20 protein-coding genes are annotated in these 20,286 nt (G+C 69.9%); 12 read left to right on the top strand and 8 right to left on the bottom strand.

Annotation, left to right across the window (positions count from 1 at the left end; genetic code table 11):
• Positions 1-8: 8 nt before the first annotated feature.
• Both xylA and AB0L89_RS21405 read left to right on the top strand, forming a co-directional pair.
• Complete coding sequence (gene xylA / locus AB0L89_RS21410; RefSeq protein ID WP_365143065.1) at positions 9-1,175, top strand: xylose isomerase; 1,167 nt, start codon at positions 9-11, stop codon at positions 1,173-1,175.
• 552 nt (positions 1,176-1,727) lie between these two features.
• Positions 1,728-2,087 (top strand): hypothetical protein, encoded by a 360-nt coding sequence (locus AB0L89_RS21405; RefSeq protein ID WP_365143063.1) that lies wholly within the window; start codon positions 1,728-1,730, stop codon positions 2,085-2,087.
• Positions 2,088-2,160: 73 nt separating this feature from the next.
• Here the strand turns inward: AB0L89_RS21405 and AB0L89_RS21400 are convergent, their stop codons facing one another.
• The 3 genes from AB0L89_RS21400 to AB0L89_RS21390 form a co-directional block, all read right to left on the bottom strand.
• Positions 2,161-3,513: an esterase-like activity of phytase family protein gene (locus tag AB0L89_RS21400; RefSeq protein WP_365143061.1), complete on the bottom strand. Its 1,353-nt coding sequence runs from the start codon at positions 3,511-3,513 to the stop codon at positions 2,161-2,163.
• 453 nt (positions 3,514-3,966) lie between these two features.
• Positions 3,967-5,202 carry an SWF or SNF family helicase gene (locus AB0L89_RS21395; RefSeq protein ID WP_365143388.1) on the bottom strand — a complete coding sequence of 412 codons (1,236 nt, stop codon included), beginning with the start codon at positions 5,200-5,202 and terminating at the stop codon, positions 3,967-3,969.
• A gap of 83 nt (positions 5,203-5,285) precedes the next feature.
• Entirely contained in the window at positions 5,286-8,165 is a 2,880-nt protein-coding gene (locus AB0L89_RS21390; protein ID WP_365143386.1) for a DEAD/DEAH box helicase, read from the bottom strand.
• Between the two features lie 248 nt (positions 8,166-8,413).
• On the opposite strand from AB0L89_RS21390, the gene AB0L89_RS21385 reads away from it, so the two are divergent.
• Both AB0L89_RS21385 and AB0L89_RS21380 read left to right on the top strand, forming a co-directional pair.
• Complete coding sequence (locus AB0L89_RS21385; RefSeq protein WP_365143059.1) at positions 8,414-9,469, top strand: acyl-CoA desaturase; 1,056 nt, start codon at positions 8,414-8,416, stop codon at positions 9,467-9,469.
• Between the two features lie 166 nt (positions 9,470-9,635).
• Complete coding sequence (locus AB0L89_RS21380) at positions 9,636-9,818, top strand: hypothetical protein (RefSeq protein ID WP_363276950.1); 183 nt, start codon at positions 9,636-9,638, stop codon at positions 9,816-9,818.
• Positions 9,819-9,932: 114 nt separating this feature from the next.
• Here AB0L89_RS21380 and AB0L89_RS21375 read toward each other — a convergent pair whose 3' ends face one another.
• Together AB0L89_RS21375 and AB0L89_RS21370 are read right to left on the bottom strand one after the other, a co-directional pair.
• Positions 9,933-10,757 carry a hypothetical protein gene (locus AB0L89_RS21375; protein ID WP_365143057.1) on the bottom strand — a complete coding sequence of 275 codons (825 nt, stop codon included), beginning with the start codon at positions 10,755-10,757 and terminating at the stop codon, positions 9,933-9,935.
• Positions 10,758-10,883: 126 nt separating this feature from the next.
• Complete coding sequence (locus AB0L89_RS21370; protein ID WP_365143055.1) at positions 10,884-11,189, bottom strand: hypothetical protein; 306 nt, start codon at positions 11,187-11,189, stop codon at positions 10,884-10,886.
• 100 nt (positions 11,190-11,289) lie between these two features.
• Here AB0L89_RS21370 and AB0L89_RS21365 point away from each other — a divergent pair, with 100 nt between their 5' ends.
• A complete protein-coding gene (locus AB0L89_RS21365; protein ID WP_365143053.1) occupies positions 11,290-12,192 on the top strand; it encodes an oxygenase MpaB family protein in 903 nt (300 codons plus the stop codon).
• On the opposite strand, the gene AB0L89_RS21360 is transcribed toward AB0L89_RS21365, so the two are convergent.
• On the bottom strand, positions 12,172-12,702 hold the full coding sequence (locus tag AB0L89_RS21360; RefSeq protein WP_365143051.1) for a PadR family transcriptional regulator: 531 nt from the start codon (positions 12,700-12,702) through the stop codon (positions 12,172-12,174). The genes AB0L89_RS21365 and AB0L89_RS21360 overlap by 21 nt on opposite strands.
• A gap of 127 nt (positions 12,703-12,829) precedes the next feature.
• Between AB0L89_RS21360 and AB0L89_RS21355 the strand changes: the two genes are divergently transcribed.
• Positions 12,830-13,588: an alpha/beta hydrolase gene (locus tag AB0L89_RS21355; RefSeq protein ID WP_365143049.1), complete on the top strand. Its 759-nt coding sequence runs from the start codon at positions 12,830-12,832 to the stop codon at positions 13,586-13,588.
• 26 nt (positions 13,589-13,614) lie between these two features.
• Here AB0L89_RS21355 and AB0L89_RS21350 read toward each other — a convergent pair whose 3' ends face one another.
• Entirely contained in the window at positions 13,615-14,214 is a 600-nt protein-coding gene (locus AB0L89_RS21350; RefSeq protein ID WP_365143047.1) for a class I SAM-dependent methyltransferase, read from the bottom strand.
• Positions 14,215-14,366: 152 nt separating this feature from the next.
• Here AB0L89_RS21350 and AB0L89_RS21345 point away from each other — a divergent pair, with 152 nt between their 5' ends.
• From AB0L89_RS21345 to AB0L89_RS21325, 5 genes are all read left to right on the top strand, one after another.
• Positions 14,367-15,140, top strand: a complete 774-nt coding sequence (locus AB0L89_RS21345; protein WP_365143045.1) for an MHYT domain-containing protein — start codon at positions 14,367-14,369, stop codon at positions 15,138-15,140.
• 64 nt (positions 15,141-15,204) lie between these two features.
• Positions 15,205-17,844 (top strand): nitrate- and nitrite sensing domain-containing protein, encoded by a 2,640-nt coding sequence (locus tag AB0L89_RS21340; protein WP_365143043.1) that lies wholly within the window; start codon positions 15,205-15,207, stop codon positions 17,842-17,844.
• Positions 17,841-18,275, top strand: coding sequence for a roadblock/LC7 domain-containing protein (locus AB0L89_RS21335; protein ID WP_365143041.1), 435 nt, complete (start codon positions 17,841-17,843; stop codon positions 18,273-18,275). The genes AB0L89_RS21340 and AB0L89_RS21335 overlap by 4 nt, the downstream gene beginning before the upstream one ends.
• 19 nt (positions 18,276-18,294) lie before the next feature.
• Positions 18,295-18,708 carry a DUF742 domain-containing protein gene (locus tag AB0L89_RS21330; protein ID WP_365143039.1) on the top strand — a complete coding sequence of 138 codons (414 nt, stop codon included), beginning with the start codon at positions 18,295-18,297 and terminating at the stop codon, positions 18,706-18,708.
• The gene (locus AB0L89_RS21325) at positions 18,689-19,294 is read left to right on the top strand and encodes an ATP/GTP-binding protein (RefSeq protein WP_365143037.1); all 606 of its coding nucleotides are present in this window, start codon (positions 18,689-18,691) and stop codon (positions 19,292-19,294) included. Before AB0L89_RS21330 ends, AB0L89_RS21325 begins: the two co-directional genes overlap by 20 nt.
• Before the next feature lie 4 nt (positions 19,295-19,298).
• Here AB0L89_RS21325 and AB0L89_RS21320 read toward each other — a convergent pair whose 3' ends face one another.
• Positions 19,299-19,727, bottom strand: coding sequence for a PPOX class F420-dependent oxidoreductase (locus tag AB0L89_RS21320; protein WP_365143035.1), 429 nt, complete (start codon positions 19,725-19,727; stop codon positions 19,299-19,301).
• Positions 19,728-19,819: 92 nt separating this feature from the next.
• On the opposite strand from AB0L89_RS21320, the gene AB0L89_RS21315 reads away from it, so the two are divergent.
• Complete coding sequence (locus AB0L89_RS21315) at positions 19,820-20,233, top strand: roadblock/LC7 domain-containing protein (RefSeq protein WP_365143033.1); 414 nt, start codon at positions 19,820-19,822, stop codon at positions 20,231-20,233.
• Positions 20,234-20,286: the final 53 nt, after the last annotated feature.

Raw genomic sequence — 20,286 nt, 5'->3', positions numbered from 1 at the left:
AGCCACGCATGAACTATCAGCCCACTCCTGAGGACAAGTTCACGTTCGGCCTGTGGACCGTCGGTTGGCAGGGCAGGGATCCGTTCGGAGACGCCACCAGGGCCGCGCTCGACCCCTCCGAGTCGGTGCGGCGCCTCGCGGAACTGGGTGCCTACGGAGTGACGTTCCACGACGACGACCTGATCCCGTTCGGATCGTCGGGCACCGAACGGGAAGGGCACATCAAGCGATTCCGGCAGGCCCTGGACGCGACGGGCCTCGTCGTGCCGATGGCCACCACGAACCTGTTCACCCATCCCGTCTTCAAGGACGGCGCGTTCACCGCCAACGACCGCGACGTACGCCGCTACGCGCTGCGCAAGACGATCCGCAACATCGACCTGGCGGTCGAGCTGGGCGCGCGCACCTACGTCGCGTGGGGAGGCCGAGAGGGCGCGGAGTCCGGAGCCGCGAAGGACGTACGCGACGCGCTCGACCGTATGAAGGAGGCCTTCGATCTGCTCGGCGAGTACGTCACGACGCAGGGGTACGACCTGCGCTTCGCGATCGAGCCGAAGCCGAACGAGCCGCGCGGTGACATCCTGCTGCCCACCGTCGGCCATGCCCTCGCGTTCATCGACCGCCTGGAGCGGCCCGAGCTGTTCGGCGTCAACCCCGAAGTGGGCCACGAACAGATGGCGGGCCTGAACTTCCCGCACTCGATCGCACAAGCGCTGTGGGCCGGCAAGCTCTTCCACATCGACCTCAACGGCCAGACCGGGATCAAGTACGACCAGGACCTGCGGTTCGGCGCGGGGGACCTGCGCAGCGCCTTCTGGCTGGTGGACCTCCTGGAGAGAGGCGGCTACGACGGGCCCCGGCACTTCGACTTCAAGCCGCCCCGCACGGAGGACTACGAAGGCGTGTGGGCGTCGGCGTCGGGCTGCATGCGCAACTACCTGATCCTTCGGGAGCGCGCTGCCGCCTTCCGCTCCGATCCGGAGGTCCAGCAGGCGCTGCGCGCCGCACGGCTGGACGAACTGGCGCTCCCCACCGCCGAGGACGGGTTGTCCGGTCTGCTCGCCGACCGGACGGCCTTCGAGGCGTTCGACGTGGAGGTGGCCGCAGCGCGTGGGATGGCGTTCGAGTACCTCGACCAACTGGCCATGGATCACCTGTTGGGGGCCCGAGGCTGAGTGCACTTCTGAGGCCGACGGCTGAACGGCTGCTGCGCCCTGCGCTCCCCATCAACTGCCGCATGGGGGTCGCGTCATGACCGGTTCGAGGCGACTCTGGATGGTATGGCCATGCCACCCGTACCGCCCCAGCCGCCCACGCAGCCGCCCAATGGTCCACCGCCCCCTGGTGGTGGGGGCTTCGGCCCGCCCCCAGGGGGCGGTTACGGACCGCCTCCCGACGGAGGCGGCTGGCCGCCCCCATCGCCTTCTGGCGGGCCTTCAGGGAAGCGCAATGGCCTCTTCGCCCTGCTCACGGTCATCGTTGCCTTGGGGGCCATCGCCGCGGTCGTGCTGGTGGCCACCAGGGGTGACGACGGGGAAGACAAGAAGAGGCCCACAGAAAGCAGCGGGACCAGTGTGCGAACACCCAGGGCGACACTGAGCGTTCCGCAGATTCCGAGCCAACTGCCCACAGGGCTGCCGAGCGACTTCCCCACCGGGTTGCCCAGTGGTCTCCCCTCCCTGCCCACGGGTTTCCCGAGTGACTTCGCTTCACTGTTGCCCTCGCAGGTGAGCGACGAAGTCCCGTACTACTTGCTGAAGTCCGGAGACTGCTTCGACATCAGCGGCAGCAGGCCAGGACGAGCCGCCAAGAAGTCGTGCGATGAACCGCACGACGCCGAACTGGTCGAACTCGCCGCACTGAAGGGCTCCTTCACGACGGACGCGGCTCTCAAGAAGGAAGCGGCCGCGCTGTGCGAGCAGCCGCTGCAGCGCAAGGCGCGCACCCAGCCCTCGGGCACCGTACGCGGCACTCTGGTGCAGTATCCGGACGCTTCTGGCTACAAGGCCGGCATCGACAACGTCGCGTGCAGCCTGGCGGGGGACAGCGGCTCGGGGAAGCACAAGCTCACCAAGCCGCTGTCCTGACAGAGCGGTGTCTCCGGAGAAGGCGCCCTCTTGCTCTCAACGGAACCTACGAGAGAGCCTTCCGTGGTCCGCCTCAGTACTTTCGCGGCAGGCGCACATACGTCACGGAGGTCTCCACTCCGCTGTCCACCAGCCGTCCGTTCTTGTCGAAGGCCTCCGGCCCGTCCGTCATCCCGAAGTCGTTGTCGTTGATGAGAGCGAGGGTCCGGCCGTCCACCCGGGCGACTCCCTCGATCTTGCCGGGTACACCGTCGACGGCGCCCAGATCGACGACCAGTCGCTTGTCGAGGACCGGCACTCCGGAGGCGGCGGGATCGTCGAGCTGCTCCAAAGAGGGCTGCGTGGTGTCCTTGTCCCACTTGCCGCCCAGGATGTTCGACCGCCGATCGAGAGTGACGCTCTGGAGCCGTGCGGCCTTGTCGGTGCGCTCCTGGACGAGCAGACGCTCGCGTCCGACGGCGACCACGGAGGAGATCTTTAGCTCGGAGGTGTCGTCCTCGCCGGGGTCGACGACGTCCACCGGGTCGAACCGGTAGGCGTACTCGGCGGTGACAGCCTGCTTCTTCGGCGAGAAGCGCAGCAGCCGTGTGGTGCGCGAGGCGTCACCGGCATCCGCGTCAGGCAGAGACAGCGGGCTCTGCACCGCCATCACCAGGTCCCCGCCGGGGAGCTGGGCGAGCCCCTCGAAGCCACGGTTCGTCTTGCGGTGCAGCAGCACCCCGGGCAGCGCCTCGACCACCGGATAGTCGGCCCCCTGAAGCTTGAGCCCTTGAGGTACGTATCGCTTGAGCACCTTCCCACGCGCGGAGACATGGATCAGGGAAGGGCCGTATTCATCGACCAGCCAGAAGCTTCCGTCGGCCGCCCGCACGATGCCTTCGGTGTCCAGCCCGTTCGGGTCATAGGAGACAGGAGTCTTCGCGTCGTACGAGTACGGTGCCTCGTCACGGCCCTTCTGGTTGGGGAGCCCCGTGACGGGCTTACCGGAGGAAGTGGTGATCGGCAGTGCGGAGATCACCTTGACTTCGTCTCCGGAGACACGGATCTTCACGATCGCCGGGTCGAATCCGGGGACCGGGAAGGTGCGGCGCTTCTTGCCGTCCACCTTGATCTGGCCATTGGGCCCCCGGTCGGTCACCGTCCAGAATTCGCCCTTGCGCCCCGCCGGGTAGAGGTCACTCCCGATACCGCCCAGATCAACACCGCGATCGTTCTTCACCGTCCCCGGGAGCAGCGCGTTGCTGAACGTGCCCAGAGGGATGTCCCCGAGAGTCGCCACGCCGGTGACGCGAGCCTTCTTGTGGCCACCGCCGGCCTGCTGACCCGTCGCGGTGCCGGTCACCACGAGAGCGGCGATCACGGCGAGCGGAACGCCGACGGCTGCGGAACGGCGGACACGGCCCTTGCGGGCGGCGTGCGGGGACATCAGGGCCTCCTGAGGCGCGGATTCGGTGACAGCGGTCAGACTTCGCCGCCGCCACGAACACGAAGGGGCCGTCAGGTGAACACCGGGAGACGTGCAAACGGCGCCTCCCGCGAGGGGCAGGAGGCGCCGCCGTCAACCACCGGTCCGATCAGTAGCCGTGGGACTCAGTGCCCTGGTCATCCCCCTTCAGATAGATCGTGCTGGCGGAGCTGACGAACCCGATGCCCCCGCTGCCGAGCCCGGGTGGCTCGTGCGGTCAGACCTCCCTGAACCGACGCGCTCCACGCTCGCGTATGACATGGCCGCGCTCAATCGCTGGTCGGGGTGAGTGCGTGCGCCGGTGTTCCCGGCGCACGGCCGTCCGGCAGGAATGCGCCGGTGGGCGCCGTGCGCTTTCGGCCACAGGTCACGCTGCGCGCCGACGCGCCCCGCATCGGGCCACCCGTGACCGTCTCACTCGCCTCCGCCGGCCACGGCAAGCGCCGTCGCCGGGTCCTGGGCCGCCGCGCCCACGGGGGCCCAACGCCCGCGTTCTTTGCGGTAGGGCCACCAACGGCCGTCCCTGCCGTGGCGCAGCTGAGCGTCCGAGCCGACGACCGTCCAGCGATTGCGGGCTGCGCGCAACTGAGGCCGCTCGTCCTCGTCCCAGGCCGCCTCCAGCGCGGCACGCGCGCGTGCCAGCGCCTCGCCCTCGGGCGTCCACTCCTCCTCGAGTACCTGGAGCGCCGCGCGGCCCCCGTACTCCCAGGCCCGCACAGCGAGTGCGAGACCGTCCCGGCCCCGGTCGGACACCCCCGCGAGACGCGTCTCGACCACCCGGCCGGGGCCCGCGGCCGCCAGACGTACCGCGTCCTCGCTCACGCTCAACTCGCGCTCCGCAGGCAGATCGGCGTGCCCAGGAGCGAGCGACTCGGCCAGCAGCCGGTACCCCTCCACGGCCGCCTGCGCGGCCAGGAACTCGACCGCTTCCACATCGAGGCCCGGTGCGGGTTCCGCGTCCGTGTCCAGCGTCGGCGGCAGGCCCGGCTCCTCGGGCAGCGGAGGCAGCGCAGGCAACGGCGGGAGTATGGCGCCGTCCGCGTACGCCTCGGCGGCGTCCACGCCCTCCGGGGTGGCATCCTGGCCCGCTTCGTGGGTCGCCACCGCGTCGGTTCCCGCGACGCTGCGCACCTGGAGCTCGTCCAGGAGCTCGCGCTCTCCGCGTCCCCGCATCAGCAGGAGCACGAAGGGGTCCTGGTCGAGGAGTCGCGCCACCTGATAGCAGAGCGCGGCTGTGTGACTGCAGTGGTCCCACGCGTCACAGTCGCACTCGGGCTCCAGATCGCCGATGCCCGGCAGCAGCTCGACACCTGCGGCCGCCGCGTCCTCCACCAGGTGCGGCGGCATCTCGCGGTCCAGGAGAGCCGCGATGTGTCCCGCCCGTTCGATGGCCATCCCCAAGAAGCGGTCCCATTCCTCCGGGCTCAGTTCCTGCAGCAGGACATCAGAACGGTGTGATGTGCCGTCACGGTCCTGCACGACGGCGATGATCCTGCCGGGGCGTACGGAGACCGCGCCCACCGCGCCCGCGCGCGCGAGCCTGCGCCCCGCCTTGAGCTGCTGCGTGTCGAGTGCCGTGTCCTCAAGTGCCTTGAGCCAGGCCTGACCCCACCAGGTCTGTGCGAAGCCCCGGCCATGCGCCGGCGGCATGGCCGCGAACGTACGCTCGCCCGCGGGCGCACCCGCGCGTGGGGCGTCGTCCCGAGTGCCGTAGGTCTCGTCGTGGATGTCGCTCATCGCGTGCCCCCTCGCAGCTCCACCAGGTCTGACAGCTCGGCGTCGGTCAGCTCGGTGAGCGCTGCCTCGCCCGAACCGAGAACGGACTCCGCCAACTCACGCTTGCGCAGCAGCATGTCGGCGATGCGGTCCTCGATGGTCCCTTCCGCGATGAGCCGATGCACCTGCACCGGCTGCGTCTGCCCGATGCGGTACGCGCGGTCGGTGGCCTGTGCCTCGACGGCGGGATTCCACCAACGGTCGTAGTGCACGACGTGCTCGGCGCGCGTCAGGTTCAAGCCTGTCCCGGCGGCCTTGAGCGACAACAGGAAGACCGGTACCTCCCCGTCCTGGAAGCGCTGCACCATCGCCTCGCGCTCCGTGACAGGAGTGCCGCCGTGGAGGAACTGCGACGGGACACCGCGGGCAGACAGATGGCGCTCGATCAGCCGTGCCATCTGGACGTACTGCGTGAAGACGAGCACGCTCGCGTCCTCGGTGAGGATCGTGTCGAGCAACTCGTCCAACAACTCGAGCTTTCCGGAGCGGCCCGGAATCCGGGGCTCGTCCTCCTTGAGGTACTGCGCCGGGTGGTTGCAGATCTGCTTGAGCCCGGTGAGGAGCTTGACGATCAGCCCCCGGCGTTCGAAACCGTCGGCTCCGGAGATCTCAGCGAGCGTCTCCCGGACGACTGCTTCGTAGAGGCCTGCTTGTTCTGTGGTGAGCGAGACGGCCCGATCGGTCTCCGTCTTCGGCGGCAGTTCGGGCGCGATCCCCGGATCCGACTTGCGGCGGCGCAGCAGGAACGGACGCACGAGCTGACCGAGGCGCTCTGCGGCGGCCGGGTCCGTGCCGCCCTCAACGGCCTGGGCATAGCGCTTGCGGAACGTCCCGAGCTTGCCGAGCAGCCCGGGCGTCGTCCAGTCGAGGATGGCCCACAGCTCGGACAGGTTGTTCTCCACCGGAGTTCCGGTGAGTGCCACGCGCGCGCGTGTTCCGATGGTGCGCAGCTGCTTGGCCGTTGCCGAGTACGGGTTCTTGACGTGCTGCGCCTCGTCCGCGACGACCATGCCCCAAGGGGTCTGGCCGAGCCTCTCCGCGTCGAGTCGCATCGTTCCGTACGTGGTGAGGACGAACTCGCCGTCCGACAGGTCCTCCAGGTCGCGCTGCGCACCGTGGAAGCGACGCACGCGCGTGCCGGGCGCGAACTTCTCGATCTCGCGCTGCCAGTTGCCCATGAGCGAGGTCGGACAGACCACCAGTGTGGGGCCCGCGGACTCCTCCTGTGTCTGGCGGTGCAGGTGCAGAGAGATCAGCGTGATCGTCTTTCCGAGGCCCATGTCGTCGGCGAGGCAACCACCGAGACCGAGTGACGTCATGCGGGCGAGCCAGTTGAGGCCGCGCAGCTGATAGTCGCGCAACTCCGCGGCGAGGGCCGCGGGCTGACCGACCGGCTCCATGCCCTCCGGGTCGGCGAGCCGCTCGCGGAGGGTGGCGAGCCACCCCGTGGGCTGCACGTCGTAGCGCTGACCCGCGACCTCGGCGGTGCCTGTCAGCGCGGCACTGAGCGCGTCGATCGGAGTGACCTTGCGGTCCTGGCGGTCGCGCGCGCGACGCGCCGCTTCGGGGTCGATGAGGACCCACTGGTCACGCAGGCGCACAACGGGACGGTTCGCCTCGGCGAGGCGGTCCAGCTCCTCGCGGGACAGTTGCTGGTCACCCAGCGCGAAGCGCCAGTTGAAGGCGAGCAGAGCGTCGGCGGACAGGAAGGAGGGCGTGTCCGAAGAGAGCTTGTCGGGGCCCCGTCCGTCCTCGTCCTGAGCGTCGTCAGGAGGGCCGATGACGGCACGCGCGGTGAGGCTGCGCGCGAGCTCTCTGGGCCAGTGCACCTCCACGCCGGCGACCGCCAGCATCCGGGCGCCTTCACCCAGGAGCTCGGCGACATCTTCGTCGGCGAGTTCGATCGCGTCGGGAACGCCGGCCGCGAGCAGTGGTGAGAGCGGCGGCCACGCGCGCGTGGCACGACGCAGGGCGAGGAGGGCGTCCATCCGCGCACGAGGACCGAAGCCCTGGCCCGCGGTCCCGGACTCGGCCCATACCTCGGCGGCATCCGCGACGAGCGCCGGATCGCTGACACTGTGCAGTTGCAGGACAGCTCGGAAGGGCAGCCGGGTGCCGTCGTCGGTCACCGAGGCGAGGCCGGGAATCTCCACGCGCAGCGAGATCCGTACGCCCGCGTCGTGCCCGGCTGCCACGTCCAGGGCCCAGGCGCGCTGCTCGGGAACGTGCTGGGCCTCGGGCGCGGCGAAGACGGGTCCTCCGGCTGCCGCTGCCGCGGCGGGGGAGCGCGGCAGCGTGTCGGCCACCGCGTCGAGGAACTGGCGCAGCAGGCGCTCCGGTTCAGGCAGTCGCAGGGGCGCCACGTCGGTGAGCGGCAGTGCGTGGGCGGCGGGCGGCATCGCCGCGGCCAAGTCGCGCAGGCGCTGCAGATCATCGGCCCCCAACGGCCCGGCGCGCCACGCGTCGTGATCGCTGACGGTCAGTCCTGGCAACAGCAACCCACGGGCCGCCAGTTGCAGGGCGAGAACGCCGGCGGTTCCCCAGAAGGCGGCTGTCGGATGGGTTCCCGATGCGGCACGCGCGCGCGTGAGGACGGGCAGCGCGGTGCGGACGGGGAGAAGCAGCACCGGCACACGGACGAGCTCGACACCGTCGTCGCCCGGTACGGCGATGGCCAGCTCATCGGAGGTTCCCGCGGTGCTGGACGGGGGCTCGGTGCCGTCGGGGTGCCAGAAGGCGACGTGTCCGTCGCGAGCGGGGTCGCCAGGAACGAAAAGGACTGAACAGCGCGACAGTTCGGGGATCTCGGAGGGGGACACGACGGGGAGCCTGTGCACAGCGATAACGCATTCCTCAAATTTGACTACTGAGACCAGAGCGGCCGAGAGTACATCACGTTCCACGTTTCGCGGCAGCGAATCTGCGGTGATGTCCGTCACTGCGCCCCGGGAGGGTGTAGCCAGCGCCACCATCGGGCGGTGCTGGCACCAGGGTGGACACGGGTGGTGGCGCCATGGTTGCCCAAGGTCACTGATCCGTACGTTCTATCAGGTCAGCCCTTCGCTTCGAAGACCGGAGACCCACCATGTCCCAGGCCGCCGCGGCAGTCGCGGAACGCCCGTCCGTCAGCACGGGCGGGCAATCCGCCGGAAGTGATTTCGCGCCTCTCCTGCGGACCGTCAAGGAGCAAGGTCTCCTGGACCGTCGTGTCGGCTGGTACACGCGCACCATCGCCATCAACGCCCTCGCCCTGGTGGCCGTGGGCATCGGAATGTTCCTCCTCGGCGGCTCGTGGTGGGTGCTGCTGCTGGCTCCCGTCCTGTCCGTCCTGTGCGCCCGGACGGCGTTCATCGGACACGACGCGTGCCATGCGCAGATAACCGGTCGGCGATCCGTGAGCCGAGCCATCAGCCTTGTGCACGCGAACCTGCTGCTCGGGATGAGCACGGCCTGGTGGACCGACAAGCACAACAGGCACCACGCCAACCCCAACCACATCGAGAAGGATCCCGACGTCGCCGCGGATGTTCTCGTGTGGACCAGCAAGCAGGCCAAGGTCCGCGTGGGCTTCCGGCGCTGGCTCACCCGGAACCAGGCCTGGCTCTTCTTCCCGCTGACGCTCCTCCAGGGCATCGCCATGAAGATCTACGGCTTCCAGGACCTGCGTCGCCAGGCTCCGCGCGAGCGTGTGATCGAGGGCCTCCTGCTGGTCGCTCACCTGGTGGGCTATGTGTCGCTGCTGCTCCTCGCCATGCCCGTCGGTCACGCGATCGCCTTCGCCGCCGTTCACCAGGCACTGTTCGGTCTCCACCTCGGGCTGGCCTTCGCGCCCAACCACAAGGGCATGGAGATGCCCGAACCGGGCGGCGAGCGCCTGGGGCACCTGGCCCGACAGGTCCTCACGTCGCGCAACATCAAGGGCGGCCCGGTGACCGACTGGTTCCTCGGCGGGCTCAACTACCAGATCGAGCACCACCTCTTCCCGAGCATGCCCCGCCCGCACCTGCGGCTTGCCCGGCCGGCCGTGCGTGCCCACTGCTCCGAGGTGGGCATGCCCTACACGGAGGCCGCATTCGTCGACTCCTACCGTCAGGTGCTGCGTCACATGTACGAGGTCGGTGAGCCGCTGCGGGTCGAGTAGCCGGCGAGCGGCTCGGAGGGCTCAGGAGTCGTCGGCGGGGGCGGTCTGCGGAACCATTAGGGGGTGCGCATCAGGGATCTCTCAGGGGTGCGGCCAGGAACCGTGGGGGATCCGAGCCCGTTTTCCAAGACAGAGAGCGGCAGAGGCCGCGAAGGAGGCGACGCACATGTCGAAGAACGCGAAGATCGCCGCAGGAGGTGTGGCGGCCGGGATCATCCTGCTGATCTGGCTGCCTTGGTGGGCCGCACTCCTGATCGTGCTCGGAGTCCCCGCGGCGGCCTACCTGACGCTCGACCCGGGGCAGCGTCGCCGGCTGCGTCGCGTCACCCGCAAGGAGATAGGCCACTGACGGTCCTGCGGGACATTCCCCGTCGTCCTACCGCTCGCGGGCCAGCCCGGCACGGTTCCGCGAGCGGCATGGAAGCGGGCTGAACGAGTTGCCCTTGCGCGCTGGACGCCGTGCTCAGGCAGGGCGGACCGCCATCTTGTCGAGGGCCTCCAAGAGCGCGGGCAGCTCGGGTCCGCGCCCGACCGGCACGATCTCTCCCGGCTCCTCGTCCAGCAGCACGAACGCGATGTCATCGGTGCGGGCCACCATGGACCAGCCGGGGCCGTCGGCACGCAGGGTCCGTGCGTCCCCCGAGGCGAAGGAGGACCGCACCCGGCCCAGGGGCGGAGGAGTGTCCACGTACGCGCGGGCCTCGGCCAGGACACGCCGGACCCCGGTCAGCGGCACCTCGTCGGCCTTCTCGGGGGAGTCCTCCAGCCGTCCGTCCGTCGCGAAGTCGTTGTCGTCGATCTGCTCCCGCCAGGACGCCCACTGCAGTGCTATCTCGTCGGCGCCCAAGCGGCGCTGAGCCGGGCCCCAGACATCGGATTGGGGCGGTGCGAGAGGCTCTCGGGCCGGGCCGTCCGGGTCGGGCTCGGGGTCGTGCGGCGCCGGGACCCCGGGGGCCGCGACAGCGACCGCGAGGGGCCAGCCGGGCAGGGCGGTGACCACGGTGTTCTCGTCGGGGGAGAGGTCGTACTCCATCCCGCAGTCCCAGGAGGCAATGGCCACTGCCACGAGCGACACGTCGTCGACCACGACCGTCCAACGCGCGCCCTCGCCGTCCTGGCCGAGCACCAGTCCGTACCCGGCGGCGAGCGGCGCGAGGTCGAGCGCCGCACAGGCCTCCGGATAGTCGTCCCCCAGCACGCTGGGGAACTTCGCGGGTGTCAGCAGCACCGCCGTCAGCACGTACAGGGCGTCGTCATCGGCGGCGACAGCGTCGTCCGTCCCGGCCATGCCAGTCTCCCGTTCGCTTGTCCGTCGGCGCACCCTAACCACTCGCCGCGGAGATCGTCGAGAGGATGATGACCAGGAAATTCACCAGCGGGTAACCAGGTTCGCGCTCCACGGCACCGTGATGGCTCAGGCTGCGGGCAGGCCCAGGAGTGAACGGGCGACGTCCTGAGGTGACTCGTCGCGTTCCCGCGCGAGGGCGATGACAGCCCGGCACGCGAGTTCGCTGACGCCGAACGAAAGGGCTTCCGGAGAGACCCAACCCGTGGCCTCGTCCATCTCTTCCTGGTCGTCCTCGGCGCAGGCCGCGACGTATACGGCTGCCGCTTCGAAGAGGTTGTGCGTGCGCTTCTGCCGGCCTCGACCCTGAGCGCCGTCGCTCTCGTCGCGTGTTCCCTTGTCGGTGCGCCAGAACCTGCGGAGTGCGTCGAACATGTGGGCTGCCTTCCCCCGGTGCGGATGCCACCGCAGATCGCTCGTCTTCCTTTCACCAACGTAGAGTTAGTACTCCGGTGAACAGAAGGGGGACCGCGCGGTGAAGCGATTCGAGCGGCTCGACCAGATCAGGCGCTTGGACCCGGAGCGGGACTTCCTGGAGATCTACCGGCTCACCACGACGTATGAGTTCCCGTGGGACTACACACGCGCACTCGAACTCGCGCTCTATCGCACCTATGCGGTCCCCAGCATCGGTCGACTGCTGGCGCGGACAGCCGAACTGACGGACCGTACGCAGAAGCGGTACGACGACACGGCCCTGCTTCTCGACACGGTCGTGGAGCACGGCTTCGGAAGCGACAAGGGCCGCACCGCCATCCGCCGCATCAATCAGATGCACCGCAGTTACGACATCAGCAACGACGACATGCGCTATGTGCTGTGCACGTTCGTGGTGGTGCCCAAGCGGTGGATCGACGTCTACGGCTGGCGCAGGCTATCGCGTCATGAGGCGGCCGCCGCAGCCGTCTACTACCGAACCCTCGGTGGGCACATGGGCATCAAGGAGATCCCCGGCTCCTACGAAGAGTTCGAGAACTGCCTCGACGCCTACGAAGAGGCCCACTTCGGCTGGGACCAAGGAGCACGCGAGGTATCGGACGCGACGCTCGACCTGATGGCCTCCTGGTATCCGAGCGCCATGGCGCCCATGTTGCGCAACGCGACCCTCGCGCTGCTGGACGAACCCCTGTTGCGTGCCTTCCGGTACGAGCAGCCGGGGGCGGTCACCCGCTCAGCGGTGCGGGGCGCGGTGCGACTCCGGGGGCGCGCCGTGCGCCTCATGCCCCCACGGCGAGCACCGCACTACGCGCGCCAGAACCGTGAGATCAAGGGCTACCGCGACGGATACGAGGTGGCCGAACTCGGCTCGTTCCCCGTACCCGGTGTACGGGGATGTCCGGTGCCGCACAAGGACGGGTCAGCCGCTCTCGGCGAGTGACGTCAAAGTGGTGCGCAGCCACGTGAGTTCGGCGCGGCTCGTCGCTCGGGCGATGGTGAGCAGGCCGCGCCGGAAGGGGTCATCGAGTTCCTCGGCGCGCAGCGGCCGCTCGCCCTCGTAGAAGAAGCTGGCGGGCTCCTCCAGGAAGGCCAGCCGCCGCCGCAACACCTCCGCCTGCGCCGTTGCGTCGTCGAGATGGCGGAGGAAGGCGAGAAGCGTGAACCAGCGGTTCTCGTCGGTGATGTCCCCCCGCGCGGGTTCCGCGAGCCGCCTGCGGAGTTCCTCCCCGCCCTCCGGGGTGAGGCTGAGTACGTGCCGGGGCGCCGCCACGGAGCCGGGCTGTGTCTCGCGCGCGAGCAGCCCCGCCTTCTCCAGGCGCTTGATGGCGGGATACAGGGTGCTCTCGGCGACGGGCCGTACGTGCCCGGTCAGGGCGGTGATGCGCTTGCGCAGCTCGTATCCGTGCAGGGAGGTGTCGTAGAGGAATCCGAGGATGGCCAGTTCGAGCATGACCTGCATTCTGCCGCACGCGTCATTCAACGGGGTACATCGGCGTCGGCATACATCGACACCGATGTATGCTCGATCGTGCGCTCGCGAAGGGCGAGGCGACGGCGCACGGGAACGGGGTACGGCGATGCGTGAGGCACGGTTCGATGCGCGGGGCAACTGCGCGCGGTGGACGGAGACGGGCGGGGCCGAGCCGGCGCGGGTGTACGTTCACGGCCTCGGCGCGGCCTCGACCGTCTACCACGCGCACATCGCCGCCAGGCCCGAATTGGCCGGTCGGCGCTCGCTGTTCGTGGATCTGCCCGGACACGGCATCAGTGACCGCCCTGCCGATTTCGACTACACCCTGGAGGGTCACGCGGGCGCCCTGGCAGCGGTGCTCGACGAGGCCGGTGTGGCCGGAGGGGAGATCGTCGCCCACAGCATGGGGGGTTCCGTCGCAATCGTGCTCGCGCACCGACGGCCCGATCTGGTGTCGAGGCTGGTCCTCACGGAGGCCAACCTCGACCCGAACCCGCCGGCGACGGCGGGCAGCAGCGGGATCGCCGGGTACACCGAGGAAGAATTCGTCGAGGGTGGTGGCCACGCGCGCGTGCTGGAGAAGGTCGGCCCCTTCTGGGCGGCCACCATGCGTCTCGCGGATCCCCGGGCGCTCCATCGCAGCGCGACCGGCCTCGTGGCGGGGACACGGCCCACGATGCGCCGGATGCTGATGGAGCTCACCGTGGACCGCGTCTATGTGCAGGGCGCGGCCAGCGGTGAACTCGCGGGGCATGACGAGCTGATGGCGTCCGGGGTGCGGGTGGTCGTCGTGCCCGACGCGGGGCACAACGTCATGTTCGACCATGCGGAGGCTTTCGCCGCTGTCGTCGCCGGGCGGCCCTGACCCGCAGCGCGACGCCGGGCCGCTCGTCAGTCCTGGCGCACGGCCAGCGCCAGGTACCGGGTGTCCTCGTCGACGTACGACGTCATTCGCCAGCCGGAGTCGGCGAGGAGCGGGCCGAGGCTGGCCTCGGCCCGGAGGTCGCCGGGGGTGATCTGCCGGCCCTGTCGCGCCGCGAGGGCCGCCCTGCCGATGGGGTGGAAGAGCGCGAGCAGCCCTCCGGGACGGACGACACGCCGCAACTCCCGCAGGTTCTCCGCGGGGGCGGGCAGATGAGAGATCAGCCCGGCCCCGAACACGGCGTCGAGTGACTCCGCGCGCAGCGGCAGGCGGGTCACGTCCGAGAGCAGAAGACGCCCGTCGCGGTCCCTGCCTGCGCGTGTCGCGGCTTCCAGCATGGCCGGCGTCAGATCCACGCCGAGCACCACGCCGGAGGCCCCCACGGCCTCCCTCAGTGCGGGCAGTGCCCGTCCCGTCCCGCATCCCGCGTCCAGTACGCGGGCGCCTTCGCGGAGCCCGAGCTCGGCCACGGCGGCTTGATATGCGGGACCGTCATCGGGGAAGCGGGTGTCCCAATCGGCCGCGCGGGCCGTGAAGAATTCCTGGACCTGTGTGTGGTCGTCGCTCATGCGCCCCATGATCCCGCAGAGAGTCGCACGCGCGTTGGGTGCACTCGTTCGAGCGTGATGCGATCGTTCAGGATCCTCTCTCAGTCACATTCCATCAGCTTTCGAAATGCGCCCCCGTTGTGCGCCTCGGGTCGGACTAGCGTCCCTTGGCCATGGGACACCTGGACCACGCCACCTTCGGTTGGCTGACCCCCGTGCTGGCGTACGCGATGGCCTGTATGGGCGCCGCCCTCGGACTGCGCTGCACCGTCCGCGCGCTGGGCGCTTCGGGCCGCTCGCGCCGCAACTGGCTCATCACCGCTGCCTCCGCCCTCGGCACCGGCATCTGGACGATGCACTTCGTCGCCATGCTCGGGTTCGGAGTCATCGGCACCGAGATCCGCTACAACGTTCCGCTGACTCTCCTCAGCCTCCTGGTCGCCATGGTCGTCGTGGGAGCCGGAGTCTTCGCCGTGGGGTACGGCCGCGATCGAGGGCGGGCGTTGGTGCTCGGCGGACTCACCACGGGTCTGGGTGTCGCGAGCATGCACTACCTGGGCATGGCGGCGCTGCGTCTGCACGGCGATGTGCACTACGACCCGGTGCTCGTCGGGGTCTCCGTGGTCATCGCGGTCGTCGCGGCGACGGCGGCTCTGTGGGCCGGCCTCAACATCAAGTCGCCTCTTGCCGTCGCGGTGGCATCACTGGTCATGGGAGGCGCGGTGAGCAGCATGCACTACACCGGGATGTTCGCGGTGAGCGTGCGGGTGAATCCCTCCGAAGCGACACTGTCCGGCGCCACGACGATGCAGTTCATCTTCCCTCTCGCCGTCGGCCTCGGCTCCTACCTCTTTCTGACCTCCGCATTCGTCGCACTCTCCCCGACCACGGTCGAGCGCGAGGTCTCCGTCCCAGCCGAGCGGCCGGTCGAGAGCGCCGCCCGATAGAGGCGCTCTCCGTAGGCCGACGACAGCCGGGAGAACGCCCCGAACCCATCCGAGCGAGGAGGCCATGCCCACACCCCGTAGCACCCCCGAAGAGGAGCCAGGCGCGGCAGCGTCGGAGTCCATCCCTCTCCTGCGTGGCCGCCGTGCCCACGCGGGCCGACCCGCCGATGAACCTGCCTCCGGAGACGACCGGTTCGCCGATCACGCGTCGGAACGGCTGTCCACGCGCGCGGGACGGTGGCGGCTGAGGCCCCGTACTGTGCGCGCCAAGATCGTGTGCCTGCTGATGGTGCCCGTCATCTCTCTGCTCGCCCTCTGGGGATACGCGACCGTGACGACCGCGCAAGACGTGGCGCGTCTGAGGCAGTTGCAGTCCGCCGACTCGGACGTACGTGCCCCGGTGATGGCCGCCGTCGCCTCGCTGCAGGCAGAACGGGTCGCCGCCGTGCGTTACGCCACCGAACCCGGCGCGGACCGCGGCGCGGTCCTGGAGCGGCAGGCGGCGCGCACCGACCATGCCGTAACCGCACTGCGCCTCGGTGACGACCGCACTGTGGCCGACGGAGCAGGCCTGCCCGACGGCGTGGCGGACCGCCTCGAAGAGTTCGTCACTGAAGTGTCGGCCCTCCGCTCGCTGCGGACCGCGGTGCTGGACCAGCGCGCGGGCTGGGACGCTACGTACGGGCAGTACACGAGGACGATCTCGCAGGCCTTCGGAGTGTGCGGTGCGCTCACCGGCATGCAGGACACGGCACCGGGCTCCTACGCGCGCGTGCTGCTCGAATTCTCCCGGGCCGGCGAAATGCTCTCCCGTGAGGACGCCGTGCTCGCGGGAGCCCGGCTCGACGGCTCCCTGGACGGTGAGCGGCTCCGGTTGTTCACCGGTGCCGTCGACACCCGAAGGACCCTGACCGAGTCCGCGGTCACCGACCTGCGCGGACCCGAACGGGCCGCCTGGAGCGGCTTGGAGGGCGGCACCGCGTACGCCTCCGTGCGCGCCGCCGAGGACAAGGTGCTCGTGGCCGAGCCCGGCGGCAAGGCACTCGCCGCAGCTCCCGCGGGGGCCTGGGACACGTCCTACGCGGCCCTGCGGGACGAGCTCCACACCATCGAGGACGGGGCGGCCCGCAGGGCCTCGGACCGGTCCGATCCGCTCACCCACGGTGTGCTCACCCCGGCCGGTGCCGCCGTGCTCCTCGGCCTCGTCGCCGTCGCCGCCTCACTCGTCATCTCCGTACGCATCGGCCGCGGCCTCGTCGTCGAACTGGTCACCTTGCGCAACAGCGCCCTGGAGATCGCCCGCCGCAAGCTCCCGCAGGCCATGCGGAGGCTGCGCGCCGGAGAAGAGATCGACATTCACGCCGAAGCCCCCACCGGGCCGCCCGCCGAGGACGAGGCGGGGCAGGTGTCCGAGGCGCTCGGTACGGTCCACCGGGCGGCCCTGAGCGCGGCGATCGACCGCGCGGAGCTCGCCAGCGGCATCTCCGGAGTGTTCGTCAACCTGGCCCGCAGGAGCCAGGTCCTCGTCCATCGCCAGCTCGGGCTCCTGGACACCATGGAGCGTCGGGCCGACGACCCCGACGAACTCAGCGACCTCTTCCGTCTCGACCACCTGACGACCCGGATGCGGCGCCACGCGGAGAACCTGATCATCCTCTCCGGAGCCGCACCGGGCCGTGCCTGGCGCATGCCCGTGTCCCTGACGAACGTGGTGCGCGCGGCGGTCTCGGAAGTCGAGGACTACGCACGCGTGGAGGTACGCCAGCTCTCCGCCGCCTCGATCCTCGGCACGGCTGTCGCCGACCTCACCCACCTCCTGGCCGAACTCGTCGAGAACGCCGCCCAGTTCTCGCCACCGCACACGAAGGTGCGCGTCAGTGGAGAACCGGTCGGCAACGGCTACGCCCTCGAGATCGAGGACCGTGGCCTGGGCATGGGCGCGGACGCGCTCGCCGAGGCCAACCAGCGCATCGAACAGTCCGAAGCCCTCGACCTGTTCGACAGCGATCAACTCGGCCTCTTCGTAGTCAGCAGGCTCGCGGCACGGCACGGCATCAAGGTGCACCTGCGTACGTCTCCCTACGGAGGCACCACCGCAGTCGTACTGCTTCCCACCGCACTCCTGCACAGTGCAACGGCGGAGAGCGAAGAGACCCCCACAGCGGAGCGCAGGATCGCTCCGGACGCCCTGAAAAACGAGCACGCGTGCGTGCAAGGAGCTCCGCAACAGCACATGAACAGCACCCCCGTTCCCGGCCCGGCACCCCGACCAGCCCTGGCCGCCGCGACAGAGGCCCGGGAGCAGCCCGGCGTCACCACGCTGCGGCCGCACCGGGCCCGAGACGTCGGCGAGCCCGACACACCGAACCGCGAGCCCGATGCCGTCGGATCACCCGCTGTCCGGAACGCCGAGGCACAGGACACGGCAGTCGAACTACCGCGCCGCGTACGTCAAGCCAGCCTCGCCCCCCAACTGCGTGAGCGCCCCGGGGACGGCGAGGACCCGGCAAGTACCGACGGGCAGGACCCGGCAGGTGACCCAGGAGCGGACGGACGCAGCCCCGAACAGGTGCGCGATCGCATGGCCGCCTACCGCGACGGCTGGGTGCGCGGCGGCGGACGTCTCCCGGGCGTCGTCGCCCCGGTCACCACCACCGAACGTCCAGTACCGGGCAGCGACAGCAGCGAAGGAGATCCCACATGATCCAGGATCAGCGCACCACCGCGGGGCGGAGCGGCGAACTCGACTGGCTGCTGGACGACCTGGTGCTGCGCGTCGGCGAAATACGGCATGCGGTGGTGCTGTCCAACGACGGACTTCCGGTCGGCGCCTCGACCGGCCTCGCCCGCGAGGACGCCGAACACCTGGCCGCCGTCGCCTCGGGCTTCCACAGCCTCGCCAAGGGCGCGGGCCGTCACTTCGGGGCCGGAGGCGTGCGCCAGACGATGGTCGAGATGGACGACGCGTTCCTATTCGTGGCGGCCGCCGGCGACGGATCCTGCCTCACCGTCCTCAGCTCCGTCCGGGCCGACATCGGCCTTGTCGCGTACGAGATGGCCCGCATGGTCAAGCGGGTGGGTGAGCACCTGTACACCCCGGCGCGCTCCGCCGCACCACCGACGGCCGCCGGATGACCGAGGGCGGTCGGCGGCCATGACCGAGGAGACGAGCGGCCACCCGCACTCGCCGGGCGGCCAGTGGTACGACAACGAAGCCGGGCCCCTCGTGCGGCCCTACGCGATGACGGGCGGGCGCACCAGACCGGGGCCGAGCGGTGTCCGGTTCGATCTGATCGCCCTCGTCGCCCTCGACGGAAGCGCCCCTGGGCCGAACGACGACACGGGACTGGGCCCCGAGCATCGGGCACTGATCGAGTCGTGCCGCGCCGAGACCCAGTCCGTCGCCGAACTCGCCGCCGACGCCGATCTGCCGGTGGGCGTGGTGAGAGTGCTGCTCGGCGACCTGCTGGACATGGGTTGTGTCACCGTCCGTCGACCGGTGCCGCCCGCACAGCTTCCCGACGAAATGATTCTGCGAGAGGTGATCGATGGGCTCCGAGCACTCTGACGCCACGGACGGCGGGAGCGCCGCCATGGCACTGAAGATTCTGGTCGCGGGCGGATTCGGGGTGGGCAAGACGACCCTGGTCGGCGCGGTCAGCGAGATCCGCCCGCTGCGCACCGAAGAACTGCTCAGCGAGGCGGGACAGTCGGTGGACGACACGGACGGGGTCGACCGCAAGACCACCACGACCGTGGCCATGGACTTCGGCCGCATCACCATCCGGTCGGGCCTGTCCCTGTACCTGTTCGGCACTCCTGGCCAGGACCGGTTCTGGTTCCTGTGGGACGAGCTGTCACAGGGCGCCCTCGGCGCCGTCGTCCTCGCGGACACCCGGCGCCTCGAGGACTGCTTCCCCGCCGTGGACTACTTCGAGCACCGACGCATCCCGTTCGTCGTGGCGGTCAACTGCTTCGCGAACGCGCGTGCGTATGGCGCGCATGAAGTGTCGCGGGCCTTGGACCTCGACCGCGGGACGCCCGTGCTGCTGTGCGACGCACGGGATCGTGATTCAGGGAAGGAGGTGCTGATCCGGCTGATCGAGTACGCCGGGCGGATGTACACCGCCCGGCTGCTCGACTCGGTCGGCTGACCACTCAGTCGGATACTCCGGCGTACGCGAGCACCTTGTCGATCGGCACACGGACGAGGAGTTCTCCGGGGACGCCATTGCGCTTGCCGAACTCCTCGGCGCGGTCCTCACCCATGTAGCGTGCGCCGATCCGGGCCGCCCAGTGCCGGAGCTGGTCGATGTCCTCGCTCAGCTCCGCGCGGCCCTGCAGGACGACGAAGGCGAACGGTGGCTGATCGTCGTCGACACACAGGGCCACGCGCCCGTCCCGGGCGAGATTGCGTCCCTTCACGGTGTCCTTGCCGGTGTTGAACACCACGTAGTCCCCGTCGATCAGGAACCAGATCGGCGCGATGTGCGGGCTGCCGTCCGCCCGGACGGTCGAGAGCTTGCCGGTTCTTGTGCCCTGCGAGACGAAGGCCCGCCATTGGTCATCGGTCATCTTCTGTGCCATGTCCCCATCATGCTTGCCGGGGCGCCGGTGGTGGTGAAGGCTGGCAGGTCAGATCCTCCGGCCAGGGGGAGCAGACGCGGGGAGACGGGAACATGGGGCAGAGCACGGGGCTCGGCTGGCTGCTGGACGACTTGACCCAGCGGATGGAGCACGTACGACATGCGCTGGTGTTGTCCAACGACGGCCTGGTGACGGGGGCGAGCTCCGGCCTGGAGCGGGAGGACGCGGAGCACCTGGCCGCGGTCTCATCGGGACTGCACAGCCTGGCCAAGGGGTCGGGCCGGCACTTCCACGCGGGCAACGTGCGCCAGACGATGATCGAGTTCGACGACGCGGTCCTCTTCGTCACGGCGGCGGGAGACGGGAGCTGCCTCTGCGTCCTGAGCTCGGCCGAGGCCGACATCGGACAGGTCGCCTATGAGATGACGCTGCTCGTGAACCGCGTAGGCGAGCACTTGGGCGTGGGCGCCCGGCAGCCGGAACGCACCCCCGTCGTGGACCTCTGACCAGCGCACCGACCAGCGCTGACGCTGCCACGACAAGAGTTATCCACAGGCCC

It is taken from the genome of Streptomyces sp. NPDC052114 (assembly GCF_040680155.1).
Classification (GTDB): Bacteria; Actinomycetota; Actinomycetes; order Streptomycetales; family Streptomycetaceae; genus Streptomyces.
The sequence above is the reverse complement of the archived record's forward strand: the minus strand, read 5'-3'. Positions and strand labels throughout refer to the sequence as shown.

Bases quoted from the DNA above. Each gene is read 5' to 3' on its own strand.
- xylA (WP_365143065.1), top strand. From the start codon at position 9: ATGAACTATCAGCCCACTCCTGAGGACAAGTTCACGTTCGGCCTGTGG.
- AB0L89_RS21325 (WP_365143037.1), top strand. From the start codon at position 18,689: ATGGGCTCCGAGCACTCTGACGCCACGGACGGCGGGAGCGCCGCCATG.
- AB0L89_RS21355 (WP_365143049.1), top strand. From the start codon at position 12,830: ATGCGTGAGGCACGGTTCGATGCGCGGGGCAACTGCGCGCGGTGGACG.
- AB0L89_RS21315 (WP_365143033.1), top strand. From the start codon at position 19,820: ATGGGGCAGAGCACGGGGCTCGGCTGGCTGCTGGACGACTTGACCCAG.
- AB0L89_RS21385 (WP_365143059.1), top strand. From the start codon at position 8,414: ATGTCCCAGGCCGCCGCGGCAGTCGCGGAACGCCCGTCCGTCAGCACG.
- AB0L89_RS21395 (WP_365143388.1), bottom strand. From the start codon at position 5,202: ATGCCGCCGGCGCATGGCCGGGGCTTCGCACAGACCTGGTGGGGTCAG.
- AB0L89_RS21345 (WP_365143045.1), top strand. From the start codon at position 14,367: ATGGGACACCTGGACCACGCCACCTTCGGTTGGCTGACCCCCGTGCTG.
- AB0L89_RS21350 (WP_365143047.1), bottom strand. From the start codon at position 14,214: ATGAGCGACGACCACACACAGGTCCAGGAATTCTTCACGGCCCGCGCG.
- AB0L89_RS21370 (WP_365143055.1), bottom strand. From the start codon at position 11,189: ATGTTCGACGCACTCCGCAGGTTCTGGCGCACCGACAAGGGAACACGC.
- AB0L89_RS21335 (WP_365143041.1), top strand. From the start codon at position 17,841: ATGATCCAGGATCAGCGCACCACCGCGGGGCGGAGCGGCGAACTCGAC.
- AB0L89_RS21330 (WP_365143039.1), top strand. From the start codon at position 18,295: ATGACCGAGGAGACGAGCGGCCACCCGCACTCGCCGGGCGGCCAGTGG.
- AB0L89_RS21320 (WP_365143035.1), bottom strand. From the start codon at position 19,727: ATGGCACAGAAGATGACCGATGACCAATGGCGGGCCTTCGTCTCGCAG.
- AB0L89_RS21380 (WP_363276950.1), top strand. From the start codon at position 9,636: ATGTCGAAGAACGCGAAGATCGCCGCAGGAGGTGTGGCGGCCGGGATC.
- AB0L89_RS21400 (WP_365143061.1), bottom strand. From the start codon at position 3,513: ATGTCCCCGCACGCCGCCCGCAAGGGCCGTGTCCGCCGTTCCGCAGCC.
- AB0L89_RS21340 (WP_365143043.1), top strand. From the start codon at position 15,205: ATGCCCACACCCCGTAGCACCCCCGAAGAGGAGCCAGGCGCGGCAGCG.
- AB0L89_RS21375 (WP_365143057.1), bottom strand. From the start codon at position 10,757: ATGGCCGGGACGGACGACGCTGTCGCCGCCGATGACGACGCCCTGTAC.
- AB0L89_RS21360 (WP_365143051.1), bottom strand. From the start codon at position 12,702: ATGCTCGAACTGGCCATCCTCGGATTCCTCTACGACACCTCCCTGCAC.